Below are 25285 nucleotides of genomic sequence, written 5' to 3'. Positions count from 1 at the left end.
GGATTCCCACGCGGCCGTTAGGGGTATAGTAAGAAAAAACAGTAGAACAGGGGAATTCATTTGAAGACAAAGAAAAAATGGTATAAGAAAAAAAGCTGGTGGATCGGTGGGGTCATCATCCTGATTCTCACGACCGTCATGATTTATCACCGGGTAAAGCCCTTGCCACCAGGCATCTCCTACGCGAGTGACACATATACCATTCCAGAAAAGGACGTAGAGTTCCTATACGACCTCACTTACCAGAAGGATGGGAAAGAACAACATGATCAATCCATCTTTAATGAAATGTACAAAAGCATTGAAAATGCGGAAGATTTTCTGATATTGGACTTATTTTTAGTTAACGGCTATACAAAGGGTGATCGCGATTACCCTCAAATCAGTGAAAAATTATCCCGTACTATCAAGGAACAGATGAAGAAGAAACCAGATTTAAAAGTCGTCTTTATCAGTGATGTTGTCAATACCACTTACGGATCACATATTGCTAAGCAAATTGAACCGCTAGAAGACCTCGGGGCTGAAGTCGTCTTCACCGACCTTAACCGTCTCAGGGATCCCAACATCCTCTATTCAGGGGTGTGGAGAACTTCTTTAGGCTGGTTTGGCCAGGACGGTTACGGATGGCTGCCGAATCCGATGGCACCTTCAGCACCGAAGGTCACTATGAGATCATATTTGAAGCTGTTGAATATTAAAGCCAATCACCGAAAAGTTGTCATAACAGAAAACGAAGGACTCATTCTTTCTGCCAATCCCCATGATGCCAGTGGCTTTCACTCGAATATCGCGTTCAAAGTGAAAGGAGACATCATTAAGGATATGGTGAAAGCGGAAAAGGCCGTGGCTGCTTTTTCTGATGGAAATACCGATGCATTTCCTACAGAGAAAGAGTTAAACGATTCCATCAAATCCCTTCCTCCTTCTGAATCATCAGTTAAGGCACAGATTCTCACGGAAAGAGAAATTCAAAATGGAGTAGTAAAAGCCTTAGATGACGCTAAAAAAGGCGACGAAGCGTGGATTGGAATGTTCTATCTTGCAGATCGGGACATCATCGACGCGATCGAAGACGCAGCTGAACGTGGAGTTGACATACGATTAGTACTGGATCCCAATCAAAATGCCTTTGGACAGGAAAAGATCGGCCTTCCAAATCTCCCGATTGCAGCTGAACTCCATAAGGTAGAAAGTGAACATATAACCATCAGATGGTATAACACGAATAAAGAGCAATACCATACAAAATTCATTTTTGTAAAAGGCGACAAACAAAGCACCGTAATCGGTGGATCCGGTAATTACACGTCAAGAAACATGGATGATTACAACTTAGAAGAAAACCTTAAGCTGACAGCACCTACAGACAGTAAGACCATGACTGAGGTAGATGCCTATTTCGATCGGATATGGAACAACAAGAACGGAACCTACACAGTTGAATATGAAAAATATCAAGATAAATTACCAGCCGTAAAATATATCATGTACATCCTGCAGAAAATTTTCCAGGTCACAACATATTAGGTTTTGACTTTGTGAAATAGGGGAAATTAACTTATAACAACATTTAAAACAATTAATGGAGGTAAGAAAAATGGGTATTATTTTATACTTGATTGTTGGTGGAATCATCGGTTGGTTAGCTAGTCTAATACTTGGTAAAGACGTTCCTGGCGGGATTATCGGAAACATCATCGCCGGTATCATCGGTGCGTGGATTGGTGGGGAACTTCTGGGAAGCTTCGGCCCTGCCCTTGCTGGAATCGCTATTATCCCAGCATTGATAGGTGCAATCATCTTTGTATTCCTATTAAGCTTACTTCTAAGAGGAATGAGAAAAACGTCACATTAAGATAAATGCCCCCCTGAATGGAAGTCCATTTCAGGGGGGTTTTTATTTGTCCATAAAAAAACAGCCAATCACTGGCTGTTCCTTTAATATGTCATGGATTTTTTATGTCTTCTTTTATTCCGGTACTTCTTATAGATCGGGTAAATAACAGGTCCCCATTTGATCAGTCTTCCGATTAAACGTTTCATGCAGGTAACCTCCTTTATATAGTCATCTATACCCTGATTATGCATGGGAAAAACATATGCTAGAATAAAGGCAATACGAATGACGGGGTGGTTCATATACATCTTACAGAAGAATTAGCCTATCCAATAATCTCGAAATTGAAAACCATCGTTAGTTACAATATAAATATTATGAACGATTCAGGCGTCATTGTGGCCAGCACAGATGCCTCACGAATAAATCAAGTCCATGAAGGAGCACTGTATGTTCTCCAACAAAAAAAGCCATTAATTATTTTTCAACAGGACCTGAACAAATACCATGGTTCAAAAGAAGGAATCAACCTCCCAATCGAGTTTCTGGGTGAAACGATTGGAGTAATCGGGGTAACAGGTTCTCCAGAGGAGCTTGACCAATTTGTGAAAATCGTGAAAGTTACCGTCGAAGTGATGATTCAACAGGTCCATTTCCACAATCAATTGCAGCATCAAAAAACATTGATGGATAATTGGCTGCTGGATCTGGTCCATCCCCATTACTTTGATGAACGAAAAAATGAGTCGTTTGCTAAACACTATTTACATCTTGAAACCAATCAGGACGTCCAAATCATCCTATTGCAATTTGAAAAATTGTTATCACACTCCACCCCTATCTTGCCTCTTTCAGTGGTCAAAGAGGAATTGCTCAGGAGGATCAAGCTCCAATTATCTGACGTGTCCTTTCAATCGTTTATTTCGGACTCCCACTGTGTCATAGGAGTTCCTGCGGGAGTGTGTCCTACCAAAAGCGAAGTGATACGTCTTGCCCAACGTGTACAACGGCATTTACAGGAAAAGCAGTACCAGGTAAGTGTAGCTGCAGGTAATACCTACTCAGGTGTAACAGGATATAGAAAATCGTATTTAGAAGCAGTAAGCTCCTTGGAATTACAAATGAGCTTTCCTCAGTTCACCAATGCGATTCACATACAGGACTGGGGAATCATGGATTTCATTAAGCAAATCCCACTCGACATTCGCTTGGAATTTATGAGTCGTTACAATGAACAAACCTTTCAACTAAGTCCCACCTTGCGACTCACACTTCAAACCTTATTTGACTGCCAATTAAATATGAAAGAAACGGCAAATGCTTTACATATTCACCGTAACACCCTTTTATACAGGCTTGAAAGTGTTGAAGGTGTAACAGGTTTAAACCCCAGACGATTTGATGACGCCATATTACTTCGATTTATCTTAATTATGCTTGAAATCAATAAGTGATTATAAAAATGATTGTGCATGTGCACAATCATTTTTATTTTTCGAAACGAAAAGTTTAGGTAAATCCACATTGTAACCGCTTACTTAAATTGATTAAATAGATGAATAGATTATATTTTCTGAAAAAAGGAGCCGCTATGAATATACTGATTGCACCCGATTCATTTAAAGGAAGTTTACGTTCAATAGAAGTCGGAACCGTTATGGAAAAGGCATTCCTTGATGAATCCCCTGATTTCCAAACGACCGTGATCCCTATGGCGGATGGCGGTGAAGGGACTCTTGAAACCTTGATATACGCAACTGGTGGAAAGAAAATAAAAACAACAGCCACCGGGCCTTTAGGGAAAAAAGTCCCCACTGAATACGGTGTATTAGGTGATCTAAAGACAGCCGTCATTGAAATCGCGTCTATATCAGGACTGACACTGGTGCCCTCCGATCAACGAAACCCCTATCACACCACTTCATATGGAATTGGAGAGGTAATAAAAGAAGCCATGGAAGACGGCTACCGGAGTTTCATTATTGCGCTTGGGGGGAGTTCGACGAATGATGGTGGGTTCGCCATGCTGCAAGCACTCGGAGTATCGTTTTACGACGAGGAAGGTAAATCTGTCGGGCCCTTCGGAAAGGATCTCAGACTCATTTCCAAAGTGGACTGGAGTACTATTCATCCTCTAGTGAAGGATTGTACATTTCTCATCGCTTCAGATGTAGAAAACCCTTTATGCGGTGAAGAAGGGGCATCTTCAGTATTCGGTCCTCAAAAAGGAGCAAGAAAGGAACAAGTGAAAGAGCTTGATCAACAACTGCATACGTTCAGTCAATTGCTCCAAAAGGAAAAAGGTATCAACTTTCAAGCTACGTCCGGTTCAGGAGCTGCCGGAGGACTCGGTTTTGCCTTCTTGCATTTAAACGGGCTTATCAAATCCGGGGCAAAGGTGGTGGCTGAAGCTACGAACCTTACTGCTGCCATCCAAAAAGCAGATTGGATTCTCACCGGAGAAGGACAAAGTGATTATCAAACATTGTTCGGCAAGTTACCTTTCTATATTGCAGAATTGGCCAACAATCACCGAATTCCTGTATCACTGCTTGCAGGAAGTTTGGGGGAGGGATATCAGGAATTATATAGCCACTTTGCAAGCTGTCATTCCATCGCAGTTGGACCTATGTCTCTTCAAGAAAGCTTCGAACGTGTTGATGAGCTGCTATATCACGAAACAAGAAACATCGCACGAATCTTACATGTAACAAAGGGATAAAAACGAAAAGGGGGAAACATCATATGTCAGGAATATGGTTATTTACGGTCATTGTCTTAGGGGTAGGATTCATCATTTTCACAACGGCCAAATTAAAGCTTCAGCCGTTTTTATCATTATTGTTTGCAGCATTTCTAGTGGGGATATTCGCAGGGCTTCCACTAAACACTGTAGTGGAAGCAGTAAATGGTGGATTCGGTGGTTTAATGGGGTACATCGGGATTGTGATTGTTGCCGGTACCATTATCGGGACGATTCTAGAGAAGTCAGGGGCTGCTCTAAGAATGGCAGAGGTCGTTCTTCGTTTAGTAGGAGAGAAGAGGCCCCAATTGGCTATGTCGCTGATCGGGGCAATCGTCAGCATCCCTGTCTTCTGTGACTCCGGTTACGTGATTCTATCAAGCTTAAAGAAAGCACTGGCTAAACGGGCAAAAGTGTCGCTTGCTTCCATGTCTGTCGCATTGGCTACTGGGCTATATGCCACTCATACTCTGGTCCCACCAACTCCAGGTCCGATTGCCGCAGCGGGAAACATCGGTGCAAGTGACTACTTGGGAACCATTATTTTAATTGGAATTATTGTAGCTATCCCAACAATTTTAGCAGGATATCTTTGGGCCATTAAGGTCGCAAGCAAAATTGAAATTGAAGGAGAAGAAGAACTGGATTTGGATTATGATGAGATCGTCAAATCCTTTGGTGAACTTCCTTCAACGTTCAAGTCTTTTGCTCCGATTGTCCTTCCCATCCTATTAATTGGTGCAGGATCAGTCGTCAGCTTCTTTCAATGGAAAGGCGGAGCCGCGGATGTACTCTTGTTCGTAGGTTCCCCTGTCGTTGCTTTACTGATTGGTGTTCTGGCTGCGTTCTCCCTTATGCCGCAATGGAATGAAGAAACTCTGAACGGCTGGGTCACTCAAGGGATGAAAGATGCGACCAATATTCTACTCATTACAGGTGCAGGAGGAGCATTCGGTTCGGTAATTAAGGAGACCCCTGTTGCTGAATTGATTCAAGGGATTGCCGATGGTGGATTACTTTCCGGGGCACTCGTTCTCCTCATTCCATTTGTTGTAGCTGCTTTATTGAAATCTGCTCAAGGATCATCAACAGCAGCGCTTGTTATTACTTCCTCATTGATTGCTCCATTACTTCCACAAATGGGGATTGATGGTGCAGTACCTCTTGCTTTAGTCGTCATGGCCATTGGCGCAGGAGCGATGACGGTCAGCCACGTGAACGATAGCTATTTCTGGGTTGTCACCCAATTCAGCGGAATGAGAGTGACAGATGCTTACAAGGCTCAAACTGCTGCTACGCTGGTTCAGGGTGTAACGGCTCTTGTTTTCACTCTATTGTTATGGATCATACTTGTTTAATAAGTTAGACGGATCAGTTATTCCTTACTGGTCCGTTTTTTTTATATAGAAAGTAGTAAATATTAGTAAACCCGATTTGTAACTAAGAATCCACATTACCTTTACATTGGATTGATACTCTTGTTGTAGAAAAGGAGGTAGACAACATGATGAATTGGTTCAAGAAAGGTTTTGTATGGTTAGTAATTTTTATTCTACTGCCTTTATCTGCACAGGCTTTAGACACCCCTATAAGCTCATCTGGTGTGCGAGACGGAGGGATCGGCACTAGCGATCATTACTTAGATGAGGCCCCAAATATTTCACTTGATAAAAAGGTAAATCAAATTATTTACCCTCTCTTTGCAACACCCGCTATTAAAAAAAAGGGAGAGTCCCTCACCATTCAGGTTGACACCCAAGGGAAGGAAGCAGGATCTTGGAACGTCACATTAAAGCAAACGAACCACTCTTCTCTAACGAGTGAATACGAATTACCTGTCAAATCGGTAAAACAAGGACAATCCCATTGGAAGGATAGTTCGTCCATTCTCGATGTCACAGTATCCGTTCCTGAAGGGACCCCACAGAAATTATACGATTTAGAAGTGACCTATACTAAAAATGGGCAAAGAATCACCGATGAACAGCCTCATTCTGTAAAAGTAGTAGATAATTACAAAAAGAACTTTTCCTTCTTGCACCTAACGGACACTCACATCGGTTCTCCCCGTAACCTTGGTAATCAGGATGATCCATCTTCCCTCACTCCAGGTCGGGCAAAAGAAACCGGTATGTGGGATCCGGATCCAGCTAAACGCTGGTTATATCTGCAGAAAGCCATTAAAGAAGTCAATTTAAAGAATCCGGATTTTGTGGTCCTGACAGGAGACTTAATGTTTGGCCAACTAAATCCTCTCGAGTACATTTATGAATACGAAGAAACTTATAAAATGCTTCAAAAACTGAATGTACCCGTCTATATCGTCCCTGGAAACCATGATTACTATGCTCAGGACGCAACATTGACGGATGGAGCAAAGTATTGGGAAAAGTACTTCGGGCCACAGTATTTCTCCTTTGATTACGGACCATACGCCCACTTCATCGGGTACAACTCATTTGATTGGAATAAGTTCGACCGAAGTGGAAATGGAACGATTTCTGTACCGACCTGGGGCGGCCAAATCCGAGAAAAGCAGCTTGAATGGGTCAAACAAGACTTACAAAAGAATGCTCAAACCGCACAAAATGGTCAAATCCGCGGTCTCTTTTCCCATCACAACCCATTATGGCGCGACAAGGATATCTGGCCACAAGACGATCCAGAGGTACAAAAATATTGGAAGCAATATGATGAACAACATGATCCTCAACGTTTGGATACATTACTTCTTGGTGAAAAATTAGGGATTAAATATGACCAGCAATGGCACGGGGAAAATGCGGAAGAATTGATCGATGTAATGAAAGCGAATGATGTGACAGTCAGTCTTCACGGACACACTCATATTGATGATGTAACCCAAGCAGATGGCATTTTATATACAACCACCACTGCAATTGAATTGTCAGGTAAGCCTTGGGTAGGATTTAGAGACTTCTCCGTTCAAGATGGAAGCATCTCATCTTACAAATACGACGAACTTGGTCACTCCATCCCCGTTTACCAAAACGGAGATACAGAAGGAGGCACCATGTCCTTTGACGCTGTTTATCAGACAGAGAATAATGGAAGTGCTGCCACTCAACGAGTAGATATAACCAATCGTTTAAACAAGCCTTTAAAGGTCACGGTCCCCCTTTATATGACAGAGGGTAATTATAGCGTATCTCAAGGGAATATCACACAGAATTACGCATCAAATGGCAAACAATATTTAGAAACACAACTGACCATGCCACCAAACAGCACTGAAATAATCCATGTTCAAAAGAAATAATAAATCATAGCCCCTTCCATCTATTACTGGAAAAAAGGGGCTTTTCCTCCTGGGTCTTGAAGCTAATTCCTACCCGGGAAATAAATTTTTTTCCAATACAAACCTAAAAGCGACTGAACCTAACGTTCAGTCGCTTTCCATTATTTACTGCTCTTAGATTCTGCAATCTTTCCCAAGAAGAAACCGTCGACCTCACTTATTTTCCCCCTCCACATGATTTTGCCTTTAGAAGGGGTCGGTTTGCTATCGCCACAGTATACCTTCGTGTTCTTCAAGTGAATAAAATGAGCTTCATCGCTTTGATTCGCATCGACAGACTCGCCGGCCTTGGCTAGCTCTTCACTCAACTTCTGAGCCACGTCACTGCCGTCCTCAAAGGTTTCACTCAATGAGTCGAAATATTCCTTTGCTGAAACGAGAGTACCGGTTATGACAGCGCCCTTGATGTTTAACGTGATGTCTAAGGAAAAATCATGCTTATTCGTTGCTTGTACAAAAAACTCTAAGATACTGTCCTTCCCTGATCCTGAACTCATTTTCACATCTCCTTTTCGTTATGCTACTGTGTCATCTTCACTAGAGAGTGTTGTGTCTTTATCTTGATCTTTTTCTGTATCTTCTTTTTTAGCCGATTTTTTACTAGAATTACTGGTCTTGCGGGTTGAACGCTTCTTACCCTTTGTCGATCCTGACTTACCGTTTGTTTTCTTTTTGCTTGAAGCTTCTTCCTCATCATCACTATCTTCTTCTTCTTCATCGCTCTCTTCTTCTTCTTCCTCATCGTCATCCTCTTCATCTGTTGCGGCTTCTTTGGATTTCTTTGAGGTTTTCTTTTTAGAAGACGTTTCTTCTTCATCTTCCTCTTCTTCGTCATCACTATCTTCTTCACTGGCTGCAGCAAGTTGATTCATTTTCTCCTCTAATTGTTGCAGGCGGTCCTGAAGTTCGTCATTTTCTTGTTTAAGAGCTTCATAGTCTTCAGTAGTCTCTTCTTGAGTACTGTTCGTTTCTGTTGAATTTACGGCCATCTCTGTGTCCTCAGAAGCCTCTTCGTCCTTATCACGCTTAAACAGGTTGGTTGTTGATGATTTCAATGAGACAGCAGCTTTTCTGGATCTTTCTTTTGCTGCTTTCCCGAAGTCTAGGCTTTTGCTTTTAATCTTGTCTTGATCGATACGATCCAATAGTTTTTTACCGTTTTCAGGTGTTGCCAGATACCCGACTGTTGCTCCAAGAAGACTACCAGCTACAGTTCTTTTAATAGGGCCACTTCTTCTTGTTGAGTTCTCTTTCTTTGAATTTTTTTCCTTTTCTTGATTCTCAACCGTTGTGTTTTGCTTGTTTTGTTCAGTCATTGATAAAACCTCCAATTAGTTTGTATCCGCCGTGTTAAGACGGTTCGTGTCCAGTTTCTTTTCAAGTGATTCCAATCGTTCCTGTAATTTCTTGTTTTCTTCTTCAAGAGCTTTCGTGTTGTTATCTGCCGCTTTCGAACTTAAATAGGGGTCATTTTCCCACCAGTCCATGCCGATTTCCTTTGCTTTATCGACAGAGGCGACAATTAAGCGAATTTTGATCGTCAGTAGCTCGACATCGGCAATACCTACCGTAATATCTCCTGCTACGACAACCCCTTTATCTAATATCTTTTCTAATACATCCACAATTGTATTGGATTGTACCGGATGCTCCATTCCCATCATGTAACCTCCCTAACCGCTATTACATCAAGCTTCCTAAAGGTCCAAGATCGATATTCAAGTCTTCTGCATCAAGACCAAATACCTCTTTTAGCTCTTCCATTTTTTCTTCTAAATTCATAAGGGCGATACCTAGATTCTCTACTTGTTCATCCGTTAACGTACCGCCTTCGACACGGCGCATGGCATGTCGTTCGACGATTTGCCTTAATAGTTCTACCACGGTCAATACAAGCTGTGCCAAGCCTTGTTCTGCTTTCTCCGGGTCGAAATTAATTCGCCCATTTGTCCCGCTGGCCTGTTGCATGGATCAATCCCTCCCTTTCTTGATCGAACTGATCGGATGTGACTGTTTTACGTGTCCCTTGCTTGTGTTGAACCAATGTTTCAACTGAAGAAATCAGCACGCGCAAATCCAGATACACGAGGTCGACTCCTGCAATGGATATGATTAAATCCCCTTTTATCGCCACACCTTTATCGAGAATGACATCTAATATATCTATAAGGGCAATATCTTTGTTCTCGATCGATTCTCTGACTGTCATATTTCTCATTCCTTATTAATTAGTTAAGAAAAACTAGAAAAATGATAAGGTGGCCAAGGTCCGGAGGCTTCAATTTTCCAACCGGCGTGTTCCAGTTCTTCTTCGAATTGCTTAATTTCCTCTACAAATTCCTCTACATTGGATACTGGTAGGAGGAACACACTGTTCCATGCCATATGTTCTTGTCTGCCTGTGACGTCCTTACTCCAATTTTTCTTGATGTTTCCTTGAAGAGAATGCTCTTTCAATTTTTCATGAACGTCTTCACAGAGACGATTCTTTTCGTTTTCCAGTTCACGGTCAATCAACTGATCAATTTTCTTCTTTTCAAAAAACTGCCTGCCTTTTGGTAACTCACTGATTTCCTGTCTTTTGGCTTCAATGGACGGGTTGCTTTCGCTTACTTGCTTCTTCAGTAGTTTGTCATCGCAATAGATCTTCACATTCCACTCTTCATTGCCATCCAGTTGTTTGAAGGTTGTCACAAGCTTATTTCGGTTCCCTTCAATCGTGTTCTGTAGGCTATCCTCATTTTTGTATAATGTGCAAAACTTCAGGGGTATGATGGTATATAACTTTGATACCATCAAGACAGTTTCATGATGATGGAATGCCTTTTCCTGAAGCCAGTCCATATCATTGTCGACTTTTTCCTTAATGAACTCTTCTGAGTATTCATTGGATGGTAACTTACACACAATGGCGGTCACGTCTCCGATATGGATTGTATATAGTTCTCCTTCTCCGTCGAACCCTTTCATGGGGGGAAGGCTTTCTTTATTTGCTTCTTCTGTCGGGATTAAGCCATATAGATAAAGTAAATCGCTCATCTGATCACCCTTATTTCTTTTTCGTTAGTTCTTCCCATTGCTCCATTTCCATCTGTTTCGCAATTTCATATCTTGTGAGTAGCTCATCTTCTTTTTCCTGAAATGCTTCCTCAGGGATTTCACCTAATTCATACATCATTTGAAGCTGAATCAACTTTTGTTGAATGGTAGGAAGGTCATATAGTTCTTTGTCCGTTTCTTCTTTAATTTTTTCACCGATTTTAATGACTAAATTAATTGGTGCACTCACCAATTTATGAATCATCAGCCTTCCTCTACCTTTAATCGAATGTTGACAAAATTGTAAGCTGGCCACGGACCGCTGTAATGAAATTCAACCTTATCCTTCCAATTTTCATGAGCCTCATTGACCTTTTGATCAAACGATTCTTCTTGATCCCGATCGATTAAGAAAGAGGCATTGAGAAGCATTGTTTCACTTGATGGATCATTTGCTTTTGCTGAGACTGCTGTTTCTTCAAGGGGAGCATAGACTTCCTGTTTCACCTCATTTTGCAGGGATGCAAATACCTTCTGAGCCATTCCTCCGAGTTGAATGCGGTCATAATACCCCGCAGATTCCGACTTCCCTTTAACAGCTGATGCCATTTTCTCTACCTGCGGATTGTCTTTCACCATCGCTTCCAGCCATTCCTTTTTACCGACGACCTTTAAGCCTAACTCGATTTTCCCTTTGATTGCCGGGAATAGCGTTTCGAACTGAGGATAAAGATTTTCCAAAAGGGCTTGTACATCGTCTCTTGATTTAAAGACATTGCCAAAGCTGATAGGGATGACTGTATCCTTTTGATCCATCACTTTCGACACCGCTCCCTGATGCATGAGTAAATTCTGCTTCTTAGGATGATAGATCTTCATTGGTACTTCTGCCGCTACCATTGCCGCATCCTTGAATCGAATCGTGAACGTTTCCCTTTCTTCGCCTTCGATTTCAATGGAACCAAATTGATCGTCACTTTCTGTTTGGATGGCACAAAATATATAAATTCCCGTTTCTTCCTTACTCATCATAAAACTCTCCTTTATTCCTCAGATACCTTCATTTGTTTACATGCATCTATAATTAATTTTTCTGCTTTTTGCTGTGGGTTTTCCGTGTCGATACATCGACTTACACTGTGTGCTGCTATATCAATACATAGACGTTGAAAATCTGGATCCTTACCGTCTATGGGTATGTCTGCTTCAATGGCGAGCCTTGCGATCATTAAAGAAGCACGCAAGCTCGGTCCGTTTAATTCGTTCGAACATTGATCACGTAGCGTAGAAACAAGTGTAGTAATGGCTCTTGCTTCGCTCATGACCAGGTTTGCTTTTTCCGATACAATCATTGCCTCTTGTTCAGGTCCCTTGTAATCTACATTCATTGTAATCAACCGATCTAAAAGAGCATCCTGTGTTTGGTAAACCCCTGCATATTCTGCAGGGTTACTAGTAAATATGATGGCAAATTCCGGGTGTACGCGAATAAATGGCTCTGTTAATTTCGATCCATATAACGGGATGATTCCTTCTTCTAAAATAGATAAAAAGATATTATTAGTTGTCGGCTGTGATCGTGTAAATTCATCGTATACAAGAGTATAGCCATTCTTTACTGCTTCGAGTAGGCGACCGTCCCTCCAGGTCTCTGTAACGCTTTCGTCCTTTTTATAAACAGATCGTACATATTGATCGACGACCTTTTTGCTTGTATAACCTGTGAAATCACCGATCAAGTCTTTATTATTCAGCTCGTGATTTCCGTGCATGAGCATAACCGGCCTTTTTCTCTTCTTCGCAAGCGCGAGTGCAAGAGAGGTTTTCCCAGCTCCTGATGGACCTGTAAAATGTACAGGATATCCAGCTTTAAGGTATCTCAATGAACGCGAAAGCAATTCTTTCGTTTCATCGTCTTGAATTAATGCTCTGCTATCCTTTTTGATCTGTTTTGTTAAGACCGTCACTTACCAATCCCTCCTACTCGCTCATCCACTACATTTCCTGTCCAATAGCACTTCTGTACCGGATATCCTGCCGTTTGAAAGACGTGACTTCCTTGTCTTTATTAAGAAGGACGCCATACGTTCCAAGCATTTCGTCTTTCGCATATTTCTTCATATATTCTTTTTCTTCAATTACTTCGACTTGAAGCTTCCAGCCTTCATCTTCAGTCAATTCCACTGATGTAATCTTATGGACTGGGGCTACATGTTCATTGAAGAAATCCGTCACACTATTCATGATCTCTTTAATTACCATAGTCTCCTCCTACTGTTTTGAAAGGGGGACCAATAAGGCTTCCCCCTTCAAAACACATTCTCTTTCTTGCTCCAGGCTCACTCGTGGTCTATTTAAATACTAAATTGAGAGCTTCTTTCATTTTGTTGAGTAGCAAGACCATTTTCTTCGACATCGTCCCTGAGAAGTCCTACCGCTTCTGCATATCGTAACCATGTATCTACGCTGGCAATAACAACCCTTGCCTCTATCGTTAATATTTCAATCCCTACAACTGATACTCTGGCAAATGCATCAATGACAATACCTTTATCCAGGATCCGGTCAATAACCTCTGCTAAACTTGAACTGTTATTACTTTTTTGTATAGCCATGCTTCATTCTCCTTTCGGTGCTTACGAACTGATTGTCTTAATATCTTTTGATGATTTAATATTCTCTGAACTTTTGATTTCTGTAGAGCTTTTAATATTGAAGGAGCTTTTAATGTCACTAGCCCCTTTAAGGCTACCCGCACCTTTTCGTTTCGATTGATCCTGATTCGAGGAAGAGATTTTCTTCTGAAATTCTTCTCCTGCTTCTTTTACGTTTCCTAATTTCTCCCGGACAGAGAGCAGAACGTCTTGTACTTTATCCTTCGCTTCCTCTGCTTTGTTATGAACATTTGCAGCATTGTTCTCTTTCGCGCTCTCAAGCTTCTCGGAAGCTTCATTTGCCTTTGATTGAATACCATCTTCCACATTCTCGACAAATTTTTCTTTGGCTTTTTCCTTAACTGTATCCTTCACCTTTTCCTTTACTGGTTCAGGAGTGTGATCCAAGGCTTTTTTTGCTATTTTGCCAACTGCTTTTTTTACCGGCTTACCCATTAGACTCCTCCTTTTAAAGGCGAAGGTTGAATGTTATTTCTTTGATTCCACAAGACTGTTAAGCATTTCTTCAATTCGTTCTAAACGTTCATTCAACTGTTTGTTTTCTTCTTTGATTTCTTCTAGTTCTTCTGATTGATTGGCGGAATCTCCATTGTCTTCAGCTTTGGATTCATTTCCTTCCACCCGCTCTTCCTTTTTCTTCTTAGGTGACAGCAACCCACCTTCAAGCTTGCTCATATATCCTGTAGCTGACTGCCGTAGCGTGATGATTGCCTGCTCTGTTAGGAACTCCTGTGCCGACCTTCGAAGTTCTTTACTGGCGGCTCTCATCACGTCTGATTTCCCAAAACTGTCCACTACTTTTTTTCCTGTTCCGGGGTTTGACAGTAATCCGATTCCTGCCCCAACTACTCCGCCGATAATCGCGTAATTCATCGATTGTCTGCTTTCGCCTGTTGCCTCATTTGAGGATTCAGGGTTTGTATCTTCCACCTGTTGACCGCTTTTAACTTCTGACATATTCATCCTCTTTTCTATTAAATTAGTAAAACTATATACACTTTACTTGTTTAAATGCTGAAGGCTGTTCCTCTTTCGCTATCTTGCTTAGCCAATCCCTCTTCTTGGACTTCATCTCTTAAAAGCCCAACTGCCTCCGCATATCGTAGCCACGTATCTACACTTGCAATGACAACTCGTGCTTCTATCGTCAGAATTTCAATTCCTACTAAAGAAACTCTAGCAAATGCATCAATGACGATTCCTTTGTCCAGGATTCGATCAATTACTTCTGCGAGACTTGAGCTATCATTACTTTTTTGAATACTCATCTAATCTCTCCTCTTTAGTGGTGTAGCCAATGACTGAGTTTCTATGTTTCTATTCTGTTTAATCGGTGTTTACCTCGCTTTCTAGCCTGTCTAAACCACGAGGTGGGAATTTTTTGAAGTAAACTGGCATTTTTTATACATGTTTTAATCGACTGAAGTTGGTTTGTAATATTTCTCCCTAGGAGTTATATGGCTTGACACGTTTTAGGTCGAAAATTTAATGCAAATAAGACAAATTGTTTACAAATTCCAACTATATGAGGTAGTTGTATAAAGATGAGAAGTGTGCTTTTATTTGGGACCTTAACAAAAAAAAGAACCTGAAACGTTAGGCTGCGCGCCTTGCTTCAGGTTCTTCTTTATTTATTCATCTGGGCCAGAAAATCTCCTAATAGATCATCCATGGATTCTTCTTTTGTCTCATTCTCTTCGGTTTCCTGAGGTTTCATGGCACTATCCCAGTCGAAGTTGTCCAGTTCTTCATCCGTAGAGTACGAACGTTCATCGATTTCTTCTTCCGGGGTTTCATCGATCACTTGATCAATCGACCATTCCCGCGAAGAATCATGGCTTGCAGCCGATTCTTCCTGAAGATAGAGCGCTTCATTAATATCCAACGAATTACTACTTAAGGAGGCAAGGAGGGACGCGGTACGCACAGGATTCGATAATAATTGATACACTATGCTTCCAAGCAACGCCTCTGAATGTTCATGCTTCAACCAATCACGTTGGGATTTTTCCAGTCCCTTCGGAAGGGGGATCGTTATCGCTTCCCGCTGCCTGGAGATTGTATCATTTACACCATTCAATACAAGTTCTGCTATCTTACTGGAGAAATTGCGTTTTTCCGTTTCCTTAAGCCTTTGTAAATGTTTTAATACATGATCAGGTGTATCAGAAGGTAGCCGAAACGTAATCGGCTGTCCCCTCGACATCCCTTTTTCTTTCATACCATCACCCTATTTGGTTTTCGCTAATTTTTGTTCTTCCTGCTGAGAAACCTTCTGAGTTTTTCTTGAGAAGTCTGCAATTAGCTTGTAATAGGCATTAGCCATCATCCAAATGCTTTCTTTCTCATCTTCAAAGAAATCGATATTATACCCATCAAGATTGTTATTAAGCGTCTTGATATACTCCTTCAAAACGCTTGCTCCACCACCGATGAAGTAGCAGATTTCCGTTTGGGAATTCTTTTGCCACATATTGCGAAGGTGGCGATATTGCTTCTTAGCAAGCTCAAGCATGATACGATCCACGATATCATGTACGCTCGTACGACTTCCTTTGACCATAATATGATTACGATCATTTTTCTTCGTGATGATTTCCACCACATCACGACGACTATCAAGCTCGATGCCGTGCCTTGAGCGGATTTCTTCGCGAATCAATTCAAGAGATTCAGAAACTCCGAGATTAAATCCTTGAGCCTTATCATCGTCTACTTTTCGATCCTTAATGACTGCGATATCGGTTGATAATCCTCCGATGTCTTGAATTAATATACGTTTATCGATCAGATCTTTATTAATGATATTTAAGTTATTATCCATAACAAGATTGATGAAAGCTGCAAATCCTTCAGGGTAAACCTTTACTTCATCAAATTTAATGTTAACTTTGATGCCTTGATAGCGAGGAGTGACAAGGAACTCAACTTGGTGAACAGATCCCAGTAATCGGGAGCGATACCCTACGTCTTTCCCTTCTTTTACTTCTCGTAGTGGAAGACCAGTACCTAATGTATAGTTTGCTTCTACTACTTTATTATTCTTTTTAAACTCTGAGTCGTTACGTACTGCATCAAGAGCGATAGACGCAAACAACATGATAAGTGTTTGGTCCTCTTCTGACTTACTGCTGCCAGGATCCAATTCAGTAGAGTTATTGCTCTTCGCCGCAAGGTTACCAACACGGTAAATTGCATTGTTATCTTTAAGAGTAGGGGAGTGGACACGGATATGTATACCGTCTAGTGGGTCCTGTGTATCCAACTCCTCGATTCCAATAATAGGGCGGTCCTCAATATCCCTGGCGATGACGTTAGGAATATTCACCTCAGCGTCCATTTTTCCAAACATACCTTTAAGAGAATCATTACCAACGTCAATGGCTGCAATTCGTGAATTAGTCATTAAAATCATCCTTTCATTCATGAGTAAGAATTTGTCAAAAAATTTCAACTCTTATTCCAAGAGTATACAATTTCTCGTCGTTGGTCAATCCTACTTTTCTATCGAATAACGGAGAGGGAAGAGAGTGAAGATGTATACATTTTCGTATCGTTGTATACGTATATTGTATACATCCTTATATACCAACACGTGTACTATCTTGTACACATGTATACATTTTTGTGTACGATTGTGTACTGTTTTGTGTACATGTATACATTTTTGTAAACTTACGTTATTTTACATTTATTTACTTGGATTCACACATATTCTACTATGATTAAAAACTATAAAACTACCATTTTATGAGAGAAGTAAACTTACAAAATCCCCCCTCCGGTTCTTCAAAAAGAAAATGATTACCACCAAAAAGATGAAATACATTCTGACTGACCGTAAAAGGATACAATCAAAGCTGTGAGTGGATACTAGTAATGGGTGCTACAAAGGTTGTTGCAAACTGAGCACCTCACCTCTATTTTTACCAAACACTGATAACTTGGCAACTAATGTATGATCAATCAAAAATGGTAGGAAAAGTTCCTGCAAAGAAAATCGTTATGTAGCGAATGAGGGAGAAGATTGTCTACTGTCCAAGAAATGATGAGGTAAAAAAACCTCGACAGAATCACCTGCCGAGGTTTCTTATAGTAATACATGAAATGATTTTATTGTGCAGTATAACCGCCGTCGATCACTACTGCTTGACCAGTTACACTCTTTGCTTTGTCACTGGATAAGAACATAGCGTAGTCTGCAATTTCACTTACATCCAACAAACGTTTTTGAGGGACTAATGGGTAAATGACCTCTTCAAGCACTTTTTCTAACGGAACATCACGTGTCGTGGCAATGTCCTTTAACTGCCCTCTTACAAGAGGGGTATCCACATAACCAGGACAAATCGAATTCACTGTAACACCGAATGGCGCTGACTCAAGGGCTGCCACTTTTGTCAGTCCGATGACACCGTGTTTCGCACTATTGTAGGCAGCTTTTCCAGCAAAACCGACTAACCCGTTAATCGAAGACACATTGATAATACGACCAAATTTCTGTTCCTTCATAATCGGAAGGACGTGTTTGATGGCGATGAATGGTGCCGTAAGCATGATTTTAATCATGAGCTCGAATTTGGCTGTTGGAAACTCTTCAATTGGAGAAACATGTTGTAACCCGGCATTGTTTACCAATACATCAATACGTCCATATTGTTTATATGCCGTATCAATCATATTTTTGATGTCTTCTTCACTTGTAACATCGGCTTTCAGTCCAATCGCTTCATATCCAAGCCCTCTAAGTTCTTCTGCCGCTGTTTGCACACCTTCAGCATTCAAATCAGTCAGAACCACTTTACTTCCATTTTCAGCGTAGGATTTCCCTAATTCAAAACCGATACCGCTTGCTGAACCTGTAATCACGACTACTTTATTTTCGACCACGTAAATACACTCCTTTAATAATTAGATAAGTCCGATACTTGCCATGATAATCCCTGCAATGACTGCAATGGTTGGAATGACAAGACCTACAACAAACACATCTTTATAACAATCTTTATGCGTAACATTTGTAACGGCGAGAAGCGTCAGCAACGCACCGTTATGAGGCAGGATCGATGCCCCGGATGAAATGGAGGCCATACGGTGAAAAGCTTCTGGGCTGATACCAGTCGACTGGGACAATTGGTAATAGGTATCCCCGAGAGCCTGCATAGCGATCCCCATCCCACCGGAAGCAGAACCAGTGATCATCGCGAGAATCTGGACGATCAAGGATTCTGAGATTAATGGATTAGATGAAATCCCGAGCAGAATGTCTGTAATACGGTCAAAGTCTGGAACACTCGTCACCACTGCTCCGAACCCAACCGCTGCACTTGTATTGATGATGGCCATTACGGAGCCTTTAGCCCCTTCATTAATAGAAGGAATAAACTTCTTATACCGTTTAACATTTATAAGAAGAATAAGGATGATTCCTGCTAATAAAGAAGGAATGGCATCCCATTTGATCCCGTTTAATAAGAGGACAACCACTAGTAATGGCAATAAAGAGATTATCCAATTCGGCAACGCCTGATCATCATTTGAGTCTGATCCTGCACGTTTACTTTCTTTAAATGTGTCTCCCACGGCCGCCATTTTCCTTTGCCTGCTAACCAGCCAAAGATATCCGCCAACTGCCATAATAAGTGACGCCACTATCCCCATGAATGAGCCTGCCATCGGTGTAGTATGGAACGTCTTCATGGGAATCAAGTTCTGTATTTGCGGTGTTCCCGGCACAGCCGTCATAGTGAAAGTGAAAGCACCCAGCACGATTGTCGGTGCAATGAGCTTTCTTGAAATATCCGCCTTTCTAAATAAGGCCAGGGAAATCGGATAGATCGCGAACACAACGACAAAGAGACTTACGCCTCCATATGTGAGAACCGCTGAAGCGACTAGCACTCCAAGGATGGCACGTTTTTCACCAATCATTTTGGTGATTTGATAAGCGACAGATTTTGCTGCCCCCGTATCCTCCATCAGCTTACCGAATACAGCCCCCAATAAGAAAATCGGAAACCATTGCTTGGCGAAATTCACAAATCCGGACATATATGTATTGGTATATGCGTCCATAAGATCCATTCCACTCAGCAACGCGACAATACCCGCTACAATGGGTGCAATCCATATAATGGACCATCCCAGGTAAGCAAAGACCATCAGTAACACCAGGCCTATTAAAATACTAAACAATTTCTTTCCACCCTTCTTACGATAAAAACAAAAGAGAGAGTGCGCTTTCATGTTCCGGCCACTCTCTACGAACGTTTAACTAGTAATTTTTTTTAACGTAAGAAAGTTTACTCTTCTCTAATTAATAAGTAAAATGAATTTAAATTATAAGTATTATGCAATAAAGTTATAGAACAAAATTGGAGGCCCCTAGATGGATATCAGACAACTCACCTACTTTAATGAAGTAGCCAAATATAAAAGCTTTACCAAAGCATCGAACGTTCTTCATCTGTCCCAGCCAACCCTGAGCAAGATGGTCAAAAGTCTTGAAGAGGAATTGGATATGGAGCTGATCGATCGTTCATCCCGACAAATCGAACTGACGGAAGCAGGAGAAATTGTGTACGAGCAGGGACAAGTGATTTTAGAATCCCTTGACCACCTGTCCACTCACTTATATGACTTGATGAACTTAAAAAGGGGGAAGATCAAGATTGGCATTCCACCTTTGATTGGTTTTTTATTTTTTCCAAGCATCATTAAACGGTTTAAGGGGGACTACCCAGATATTCAGATACAGCTCAATGAACACGGGGCAAATAAAGTAGAACAAGATGTGGGAGACGGGTTATTGGACCTCGGGGTCATCGTTTTGCCAATGGATGAAGAAGAGTTTGATATCGTACCATTCTTGTCTGAGAAGCTGATGGTATTTGTCCACTCATCTCACCATTTGGCCAATAAAGAAGCTGTGGAAATGAGTGAACTCCAAGAAGAAGACTTCATCTTATTCAGTGAAGATTTCGCCCTTCACGATATGATTATTCAGGAATGTAGAAAAGCGGCATTCCAGCCCAAAATTGCCTATGAAAGTTCACAATGGGATTTCATCAGTGAAATGATTGGTCAAAATCTTGGCATTTCCATCTTCCCGGAATCCATTTCAAAGAAAGTGGACCAAAACGTTGTCAAATCCATTCCGATAGTGAACCCTACCATGCCTTGGAACCTAGGAATCATTACAAAAAAGGGGAGATATGTCTCTTATGCCGTCCGTGAATTTATAAAAATGCAGGAAAAACGTTAAATTAATGAACTAAATGAGACCTGACAGTGGATAAGTCAGGTCTCACATTGCCTTATTCGGGCTTTTTCACCTGTATGACCACCTTACCCTTGGCCCTTCCTGTTTCAACGTACTGAATGGCATTCTGAGCCTCCAGAAGGGGATACACCCTGTCAATCACGGGACGAATGCTTCCCTTTTCCACGAGATGTTTGATTTTTGTCAGCTGTTCCCCGCTGGGTTTCATGAATAAGAAGTGATAGTTTACGTTAAACTTCTTCTCAAGAGCACTTATGTTTCTACTAATGACGGAAAATAAGAGACGTTTTATGAACCCCAGATTGTTATCAACAGCAAATCTGCCGTTGGGCAAGGCAGATACAGACACGATTTTCCCATGAGGCCGCAGAATGTGGAACGATCGAGGGTATCCCCACCTAACGTATCAAACACTGCATCATACCCGGTAAGGACCTGATCAAACTGTTCTTCCTTATAATTAATCACTTGATCCGCTCCTAGTGAGGAAACTAAGTCATATCCCTTTTCACTTGCAGTGGTGGCTACATAAGCACCCATTTCCTTTGCAAGCTGAATGGCAAATGTCCCTACTCCACCTGATCCTGCATGAATAAGAATTTTCTCATCCGGTTTCAGTTTGAGGATGTCATGAAATGCCTGCCATGTGGTTAAACCCACAAGAGGAAGGGATGCCGCTTCAACAAATGAAAGATTGCCCGGCTTCAGGGATAGATCGTCCTCTTGAACAGACAGATATTCTGCAAATGTCCCGATTCGGTTCTTCCGGGGTCTTCCGTACACTTCATCCCCGATCCGAAACTTTCTTACCTTAGCCCCTGTCTGAATAACTTTCCCAGAAAAATCATTCCCGAGAATCAAGGGCATCTTGTAGTTCAATAGCATCTTCACCTTACCGTCCCTTATTTTAAAATCGATTGGGTTGATGCTTGCTGCGTGAATCTCTACCAAGACATCCCTTTCTCCCATTTCAGGTGTAGGAAGCTCTGTTAGCTTTAATTGCGTATTTTTTCCGTATTTATTTATGGTCATTGCTTTCATATTGATCATCCTTATTTAAAAAATTTACGTTTAAGTGTTTAATCCTATGAACATATTATGTATGGTGGATACTCTTCCGTCAATGATCGTGCATCAGTGTGAGATAAGCCGGTATTTTTCAGGAAATAAAAACGGTAAAATCAAGATATTCAACTAAAACAAAGCCAACGATGAAGTTGACTTTGTTTTTATATTTGACTGTTTTCGTAAACTTTGGTTAGAAAGCAACGATCTTTGCGAAAAGATACTTATTTTTTAATCATATGAAAAGTGATGACTCCCATCATGACCTACGTTTTTCCCTCTTTTTCATCAACCTCACCATACTGATCTTCATAACTAATAAACTCATGCTCCTGATACGCTGCCATCACTCCATGATAACTGATATCCAGTCCCATATCTTCTTCTTCCTCAGTGGAACGGACAGGAATCCATAGTCGGATGAAAGACAATCCTAACCAGGTCACCCCAGATCCCCAAGCACATAATACGATTAACCCTAGTACTTGGACACCCATGAGCTCCCAGTTTCCGCTATAAAAGAGTCCGCCTTCCGTTGAAAAGAATCCAACCGCTATAGCCCCCCACATACCTGAAACGGCATGAACAAGGTCGATGCTCCGCCGGACGCAGCTGAAAGCATAGTTACCACTGCAATATGACCGATTTTCACATCTGTCACACTCAACGTACTTCCGGCATTGAACCCAAACCAACCGAACAAAAGTAAAAACGCCACCATTCCTTCTTTTCCATTGTTCTTTTTCCCCTCCTCCAAAATATATATAGAAAGAGATTAGCCTGTATATAGGAGGAGAAACATGAGCCGTTTCGAAAGCCACCTGAAAAAGAACCTGTTGAATGTTCATAAAAATATCTATCTATCGAAAGATGACGAGAACTATTATGAAAAGATCCTTCGATACCACGATCCTTCTTCTCCGGAAGCCCATTATCACCTAGGACAAAAATGGGAACAAAAAGGAGCATTTGTAAAAGCGTATAAGCACTATCAGCAAGCAATGAATGTTCACTCCCCTTACTATTTCAAAGCAAAAAAAGCTAATAAACACCTTGAAGAGCAAATCAATCTCAATCAGACAACCAAAAATGGACAAGCACCTGCCAAAAAAGCATTGCCTCTCTATGTAAAGGTGATGGTGTTTACCCTGCTTTTCATTAATGCCTGTTTATTAATCTTATTATTTTTATACCCTCCTTTTAGCAGCATGATTTCGTCTACCGTGAAAAAATGGAATACGGGCACGGAAGTCGTGTATGAAACGGAAGACCTTCCTTATGTCATTTACTTTCCTACTGACACGCCACAAGATGAAATTGAAAAATCCCTGCATGACAAAGCGATTCAATTAGGAAACAATGTAAAAAATAAAAATGTCCTGCTCTACGGAGTTGTAACGACCGATCCGAAGCTTTCTTTTCAAATCCTTCCGTTAAAGAATGAATCGATTCAAGAGAGCTCCTTCGTAAGGGCAGAATTCAATTCAACGTTGAATGAACCGGTGAAAATACGATTTTTAAATAATGATGATCAGGAAGCAAGCAGAAAGGATCCCTACACCATTCAATATATCGGTGCCAATTTAGTTAGAACAGCCCTGCAAGCCTATATGAAAGATAAGGGAGCTCCCCCTGATAGCATCGAACAACTAGCCTCGGATTATCCTGACAATTACCTGAGCTTCATTCCGAACGAAGCCATAACCGGCTCCAATTCGGTTGCTGATGCTTTCTCAGGGCAGGGAGGATGGGTATACAATCCACACGCATCACGGGTGGCAGACATGTTTTATCCGAACACCCATACTGATACCCTCCCCCGCTCCCCGGTCCCCTTCAGTCCCATCCAGGTAGACATTGACAAAGCAGCCTTCTCCCTCATTATCAAGAGTTCCCCCTATATCATCTCGACGAAAAAAATTGGAATAGGAAAGGACGACTCCACTCCAGAAGGACAGTTTCCTATTTTTAATCGCGTACTGGAACCGCTAGGAGAACACCCTAACACTTTCGGGACAGCTGCACTCGGCATGGGAGACATCGCCATCCACGGCACAACAGATGAACGCTCCATCCAAAATACCAAATCACATGGGTGTATCCGCCTGGTCAACCCAGACATAGAGGAGATTTTTGATTTCGTTCCAAAAGGAGCTATGGTAAAGATCCACGACGGGAATCAGGATGAGCGCCTCGCACCTATAGCACAAAGCCTCCTCGAACAACTTCTACCCGATAGTGAACTGAAGACCAAACAGACAACGGCTACGATTTTTTCATGGGCGGGGTAGAAGTGGGATGAAAATGAAGAGACCCGTTTTAATCAGATGGGTCTTTTTCCTATTAGAAAGAAGACATCGAATGTCACTTTGAATGAATCTATTAACGAAAAATTTCAAATAAAACGCAAACACAAGCACTTTTTCATAAAAATCATATACTAGATTAATTCATTTGAAAGGAGGATTTCTCATGAATAATCAAAATGCTCTGGTTGGACCGGTTGTAATTGGCGGGGTTGGTGGAAGTGGCACCAGAATTGTTACCGAAATAGTGAAGCAGATCGGTTTTTTCATGGGCAACGATACGAATTTTGCCAATGATAACATCGCACTCGCCAATCTATTTTTCAAACAGGAATGGTATAAAGAATTTACTAGAATGGAAGAAGAGCTATTCTTACAGAAACTAAAAGAATTTGAACAATCAACCCTTCATTCCCTTGAATTACATTCACCCAATTCTATCGGTTGGGGATGGAAAAAACCGCCCACTCATATTTATCTGGATTATTTAAGTCATTATTTTCCTCATTTAAAGTATATACACGTCATCCGGAACGGGCTCGATATGGCTTATAGCCATAACCAAAACCAACCTCATCACCTAGGACATTTCTTTGCTATTTCCGTACCGGAGTCTGAGACTCTACAACCGAAAGCAAGCTTAGACTATTGGATAAAAGCGAATCAAAGAGCCATCCATTTAGGCAAGTCACTCCTTGGAAAAAGGTTTTATGTCATAAGGTATGAAAAGCTCTGTGAAAATCCCAACAAAGAGATTACTAGACTTATCAATTTCTTAGATCCTACTCTTATAAAGAGGGATATTAATGAACTGACCGCCCTCATTTCCAAACCTAAAACCATCGACAGATATAAACAAGAGGACCTAAGTATTTTCACAAAAAAAGACATTCAATCGGTCCGCGAATTGGGATTTGAGATTGATTGAAGATCCATTTTTTTATCATTATGAATAATAGAATGATTTTATATAAGCGATAGAACAGGGCAAGGACTCATCTTGCCCTGTTCTATCG

The 25285-nt window shown here is 41.2% G+C and carries 29 protein-coding genes and 1 pseudogene; 9 read left to right on the top strand and 21 right to left on the bottom strand.

Features of this window, described 5'->3' with window-relative positions; translation table 11 throughout:
- The first annotated feature begins 60 nt into the window (after positions 1-60).
- The 6 genes from FGG79_RS17515 to FGG79_RS17490 all read left to right on the top strand — a co-directional run bounded on the left by FGG79_RS17515 (position 61) and on the right by FGG79_RS17490 (position 7863).
- A complete protein-coding gene (locus tag FGG79_RS17515) occupies positions 61-1530 on the top strand; it encodes a phospholipase D family protein (RefSeq protein ID WP_240794322.1) in 1470 nt (489 codons plus the stop codon).
- Between the two features lie 70 nt (positions 1531-1600).
- Complete coding sequence (locus tag FGG79_RS17510; protein ID WP_138780715.1) at positions 1601-1858, top strand: GlsB/YeaQ/YmgE family stress response membrane protein; 258 nt, start codon at positions 1601-1603, stop codon at positions 1856-1858.
- A gap of 275 nt (positions 1859-2133) precedes the next feature.
- Positions 2134-3294 (top strand): CdaR family transcriptional regulator, encoded by a 1161-nt coding sequence (locus tag FGG79_RS17505; protein ID WP_138780713.1) that lies wholly within the window; start codon positions 2134-2136, stop codon positions 3292-3294.
- A gap of 137 nt (positions 3295-3431) precedes the next feature.
- A complete protein-coding gene (locus tag FGG79_RS17500; RefSeq protein ID WP_138781072.1) occupies positions 3432-4562 on the top strand; it encodes a glycerate kinase in 1131 nt (376 codons plus the stop codon).
- A 23-nt stretch (positions 4563-4585) separates the two neighbouring features.
- On the top strand, positions 4586-5941 hold the full coding sequence (locus FGG79_RS17495; protein WP_138780711.1) for a GntP family permease: 1356 nt from the start codon (positions 4586-4588) through the stop codon (positions 5939-5941).
- Positions 5942-6087: 146 nt separating this feature from the next.
- On the top strand, positions 6088-7863 hold the full coding sequence (locus FGG79_RS17490) for a metallophosphoesterase family protein (RefSeq protein WP_138780709.1): 1776 nt from the start codon (positions 6088-6090) through the stop codon (positions 7861-7863).
- 140 nt (positions 7864-8003) lie between these two features.
- Here FGG79_RS17490 and gvpU read toward each other — a convergent pair whose 3' ends face one another.
- From gvpU to FGG79_RS17400, 18 genes are all read right to left on the bottom strand, one after another.
- The gene (gene gvpU / locus FGG79_RS17485) at positions 8004-8399 is read right to left on the bottom strand and encodes a gas vesicle accessory protein GvpU (RefSeq protein WP_138780708.1); all 396 of its coding nucleotides are present in this window, start codon (positions 8397-8399) and stop codon (positions 8004-8006) included.
- A gap of 18 nt (positions 8400-8417) precedes the next feature.
- The gene (gene gvpT / locus FGG79_RS21905) at positions 8418-9218 is read right to left on the bottom strand and encodes a GvpT/GvpP family gas vesicle accessory protein (RefSeq protein WP_171050991.1); all 801 of its coding nucleotides are present in this window, start codon (positions 9216-9218) and stop codon (positions 8418-8420) included.
- Positions 9219-9233: 15 nt separating this feature from the next.
- On the bottom strand, positions 9234-9563 hold the full coding sequence (locus tag FGG79_RS17475; protein ID WP_138780704.1) for a gas vesicle protein: 330 nt from the start codon (positions 9561-9563) through the stop codon (positions 9234-9236).
- Positions 9564-9585: 22 nt separating this feature from the next.
- Positions 9586-9870: a gas vesicle protein K gene (locus FGG79_RS17470; RefSeq protein ID WP_034764925.1), complete on the bottom strand. Its 285-nt coding sequence runs from the start codon at positions 9868-9870 to the stop codon at positions 9586-9588.
- Positions 9836-10111 (bottom strand): gas vesicle protein, encoded by a 276-nt coding sequence (locus FGG79_RS17465; protein WP_034764922.1) that lies wholly within the window; start codon positions 10109-10111, stop codon positions 9836-9838. Before FGG79_RS17465 ends, FGG79_RS17470 begins: the two co-directional genes overlap by 35 nt.
- Before the next feature lie 23 nt (positions 10112-10134).
- The gene (locus tag FGG79_RS17460; protein ID WP_138780702.1) at positions 10135-10941 is read right to left on the bottom strand and encodes a GvpL/GvpF family gas vesicle protein; all 807 of its coding nucleotides are present in this window, start codon (positions 10939-10941) and stop codon (positions 10135-10137) included.
- A gap of 10 nt (positions 10942-10951) precedes the next feature.
- Positions 10952-11206 (bottom strand): gas vesicle protein GvpG, encoded by a 255-nt coding sequence (locus tag FGG79_RS17455; protein ID WP_138780700.1) that lies wholly within the window; start codon positions 11204-11206, stop codon positions 10952-10954.
- A complete protein-coding gene (locus tag FGG79_RS17450; RefSeq protein WP_138780698.1) occupies positions 11206-11973 on the bottom strand; it encodes a GvpL/GvpF family gas vesicle protein in 768 nt (255 codons plus the stop codon). Before FGG79_RS17450 ends, FGG79_RS17455 begins: the two co-directional genes overlap by 1 nt.
- An 11-nt stretch (positions 11974-11984) precedes the next feature.
- Positions 11985-12908: a gas vesicle protein GvpN gene (gvpN, locus tag FGG79_RS17445; RefSeq protein ID WP_138780696.1), complete on the bottom strand. Its 924-nt coding sequence runs from the start codon at positions 12906-12908 to the stop codon at positions 11985-11987.
- A gap of 28 nt (positions 12909-12936) precedes the next feature.
- On the bottom strand, positions 12937-13203 hold the full coding sequence (gene gvpO / locus FGG79_RS17440) for a gas vesicle protein GvpO (protein ID WP_138780694.1): 267 nt from the start codon (positions 13201-13203) through the stop codon (positions 12937-12939).
- Positions 13204-13295: 92 nt separating this feature from the next.
- The gene (gene gvpJ / locus FGG79_RS17435) at positions 13296-13556 is read right to left on the bottom strand and encodes a gas vesicle protein GvpJ (protein ID WP_138780693.1); all 261 of its coding nucleotides are present in this window, start codon (positions 13554-13556) and stop codon (positions 13296-13298) included.
- Between the two features lie 21 nt (positions 13557-13577).
- Positions 13578-14051, bottom strand: a complete 474-nt coding sequence (gene gvpQ, locus FGG79_RS17430; protein WP_138780691.1) for a gas vesicle protein GvpQ — start codon at positions 14049-14051, stop codon at positions 13578-13580.
- Positions 14052-14084: 33 nt separating this feature from the next.
- Entirely contained in the window at positions 14085-14573 is a 489-nt protein-coding gene (gene gvpT, locus FGG79_RS17425) for a GvpT/GvpP family gas vesicle accessory protein (protein WP_171050990.1), read from the bottom strand.
- Positions 14574-14623: 50 nt separating this feature from the next.
- Positions 14624-14884: a gas vesicle structural protein GvpA gene (gvpA, locus tag FGG79_RS17420; RefSeq protein ID WP_138780689.1), complete on the bottom strand. Its 261-nt coding sequence runs from the start codon at positions 14882-14884 to the stop codon at positions 14624-14626.
- Positions 14885-15243: 359 nt separating this feature from the next.
- Positions 15244-15837, bottom strand: coding sequence for an uL1 family ribosomal protein (locus FGG79_RS17415; RefSeq protein WP_138780687.1), 594 nt, complete (start codon positions 15835-15837; stop codon positions 15244-15246).
- Positions 15838-15846: 9 nt separating this feature from the next.
- Positions 15847-17022: a ParM/StbA family protein gene (locus tag FGG79_RS17410; RefSeq protein ID WP_138780685.1), complete on the bottom strand. Its 1176-nt coding sequence runs from the start codon at positions 17020-17022 to the stop codon at positions 15847-15849.
- Between the two features lie 707 nt (positions 17023-17729).
- A complete protein-coding gene (locus FGG79_RS17405) occupies positions 17730-18506 on the bottom strand; it encodes a 3-hydroxybutyrate dehydrogenase (protein WP_138780683.1) in 777 nt (258 codons plus the stop codon).
- Positions 18507-18527: 21 nt separating this feature from the next.
- Positions 18528-19811 carry a GntP family permease gene (locus tag FGG79_RS17400; protein WP_138780681.1) on the bottom strand — a complete coding sequence of 428 codons (1284 nt, stop codon included), beginning with the start codon at positions 19809-19811 and terminating at the stop codon, positions 18528-18530.
- Between the two features lie 193 nt (positions 19812-20004).
- Here FGG79_RS17400 and FGG79_RS17395 point away from each other — a divergent pair, with 193 nt between their 5' ends.
- Positions 20005-20880, top strand: coding sequence for a LysR family transcriptional regulator (locus FGG79_RS17395; RefSeq protein WP_138780679.1), 876 nt, complete (start codon positions 20005-20007; stop codon positions 20878-20880).
- A 52-nt stretch (positions 20881-20932) separates the two neighbouring features.
- On the opposite strand, the pseudogene FGG79_RS17390 reads toward FGG79_RS17395, so the two are convergent.
- The 3 genes and pseudogenes from FGG79_RS17390 to FGG79_RS22200 form a co-directional block, all read right to left on the bottom strand.
- Positions 20933-21939, bottom strand: a pseudogene (locus tag FGG79_RS17390) (NADP-dependent oxidoreductase).
- Between the two features lie 290 nt (positions 21940-22229).
- Positions 22230-22532: a hypothetical protein gene (locus FGG79_RS17385; protein ID WP_240794321.1), complete on the bottom strand. Its 303-nt coding sequence runs from the start codon at positions 22530-22532 to the stop codon at positions 22230-22232.
- Positions 22517-22684, bottom strand: coding sequence for a hypothetical protein (locus FGG79_RS22200; protein ID WP_240794320.1), 168 nt, complete (start codon positions 22682-22684; stop codon positions 22517-22519). Before FGG79_RS22200 ends, FGG79_RS17385 begins: the two co-directional genes overlap by 16 nt.
- Before the next feature lie 79 nt (positions 22685-22763).
- Between FGG79_RS22200 and FGG79_RS17380 the strand changes: the two genes are divergently transcribed.
- The gene (locus tag FGG79_RS17380) at positions 22764-24254 is read left to right on the top strand and encodes a L,D-transpeptidase (protein WP_138780677.1); all 1491 of its coding nucleotides are present in this window, start codon (positions 22764-22766) and stop codon (positions 24252-24254) included.
- 181 nt (positions 24255-24435) lie between these two features.
- Complete coding sequence (locus tag FGG79_RS17375; protein WP_138780675.1) at positions 24436-25197, top strand: sulfotransferase family protein; 762 nt, start codon at positions 24436-24438, stop codon at positions 25195-25197.
- Positions 25198-25285: the final 88 nt, after the last annotated feature.

Source organism: Bacillus sp. BHET2 (genome assembly GCF_005938125.1).
In the GTDB taxonomy this organism is placed as follows: domain Bacteria; phylum Bacillota; class Bacilli; order Bacillales; family Bacillaceae_B; genus Rossellomorea.
The sequence above is the reverse complement of the archived record's forward strand: the minus strand, read 5'-3'. Positions and strand labels throughout refer to the sequence as shown.

Bases quoted from the DNA above. Each gene is read 5' to 3' on its own strand.
- FGG79_RS17395 (WP_138780679.1), top strand. From the start codon at position 20,005: ATGGATATCAGACAACTCACCTACTTTAATGAAGTAGCCAAATATAAA.
- FGG79_RS17495 (WP_138780711.1), top strand. From the start codon at position 4,586: ATGTCAGGAATATGGTTATTTACGGTCATTGTCTTAGGGGTAGGATTC.
- FGG79_RS17490 (WP_138780709.1), top strand. From the start codon at position 6,088: ATGATGAATTGGTTCAAGAAAGGTTTTGTATGGTTAGTAATTTTTATT.
- FGG79_RS17415 (WP_138780687.1), bottom strand. From the start codon at position 15,837: ATGAAAGAAAAAGGGATGTCGAGGGGACAGCCGATTACGTTTCGGCTA.
- FGG79_RS17385 (WP_240794321.1), bottom strand. From the start codon at position 22,532: ATGTGGGGGGCTATAGCGGTTGGATTCTTTTCAACGGAAGGCGGACTC.
- FGG79_RS17475 (WP_138780704.1), bottom strand. From the start codon at position 9,563: ATGGGAATGGAGCATCCGGTACAATCCAATACAATTGTGGATGTATTA.
- FGG79_RS17455 (WP_138780700.1), bottom strand. From the start codon at position 11,206: ATGATTCATAAATTGGTGAGTGCACCAATTAATTTAGTCATTAAAATC.
- FGG79_RS17460 (WP_138780702.1), bottom strand. From the start codon at position 10,941: ATGAGCGATTTACTTTATCTATATGGCTTAATCCCGACAGAAGAAGCA.
- gvpO (WP_138780694.1), bottom strand. From the start codon at position 13,203: ATGGTAATTAAAGAGATCATGAATAGTGTGACGGATTTCTTCAATGAA.
- gvpU (WP_138780708.1), bottom strand. From the start codon at position 8,399: ATGAGTTCAGGATCAGGGAAGGACAGTATCTTAGAGTTTTTTGTACAA.
- FGG79_RS17510 (WP_138780715.1), top strand. From the start codon at position 1,601: ATGGGTATTATTTTATACTTGATTGTTGGTGGAATCATCGGTTGGTTA.
- gvpA (WP_138780689.1), bottom strand. From the start codon at position 14,884: ATGAGTATTCAAAAAAGTAATGATAGCTCAAGTCTCGCAGAAGTAATT.
- FGG79_RS17465 (WP_034764922.1), bottom strand. From the start codon at position 10,111: ATGACAGTCAGAGAATCGATCGAGAACAAAGATATTGCCCTTATAGAT.
- FGG79_RS22200 (WP_240794320.1), bottom strand. From the start codon at position 22,684: ATGGTGGCGTTTTTACTTTTGTTCGGTTGGTTTGGGTTCAATGCCGGA.
- FGG79_RS17500 (WP_138781072.1), top strand. From the start codon at position 3,432: ATGAATATACTGATTGCACCCGATTCATTTAAAGGAAGTTTACGTTCA.
- FGG79_RS17470 (WP_034764925.1), bottom strand. From the start codon at position 9,870: ATGCAACAGGCCAGCGGGACAAATGGGCGAATTAATTTCGACCCGGAG.
- FGG79_RS17450 (WP_138780698.1), bottom strand. From the start codon at position 11,973: ATGATGAGTAAGGAAGAAACGGGAATTTATATATTTTGTGCCATCCAA.
- gvpT (WP_171050991.1), bottom strand. From the start codon at position 9,218: ATGACTGAACAAAACAAGCAAAACACAACGGTTGAGAATCAAGAAAAG.
- gvpQ (WP_138780691.1), bottom strand. From the start codon at position 14,051: ATGGGTAAGCCGGTAAAAAAAGCAGTTGGCAAAATAGCAAAAAAAGCC.
- gvpT (WP_171050990.1), bottom strand. From the start codon at position 14,573: ATGTCAGAAGTTAAAAGCGGTCAACAGGTGGAAGATACAAACCCTGAA.
- FGG79_RS17380 (WP_138780677.1), top strand. From the start codon at position 22,764: ATGAGCCGTTTCGAAAGCCACCTGAAAAAGAACCTGTTGAATGTTCAT.
- FGG79_RS17410 (WP_138780685.1), bottom strand. From the start codon at position 17,022: ATGACTAATTCACGAATTGCAGCCATTGACGTTGGTAATGATTCTCTT.
- FGG79_RS17375 (WP_138780675.1), top strand. From the start codon at position 24,436: ATGAATAATCAAAATGCTCTGGTTGGACCGGTTGTAATTGGCGGGGTT.
- gvpJ (WP_138780693.1), bottom strand. From the start codon at position 13,556: ATGGCTATACAAAAAAGTAATAACAGTTCAAGTTTAGCAGAGGTTATT.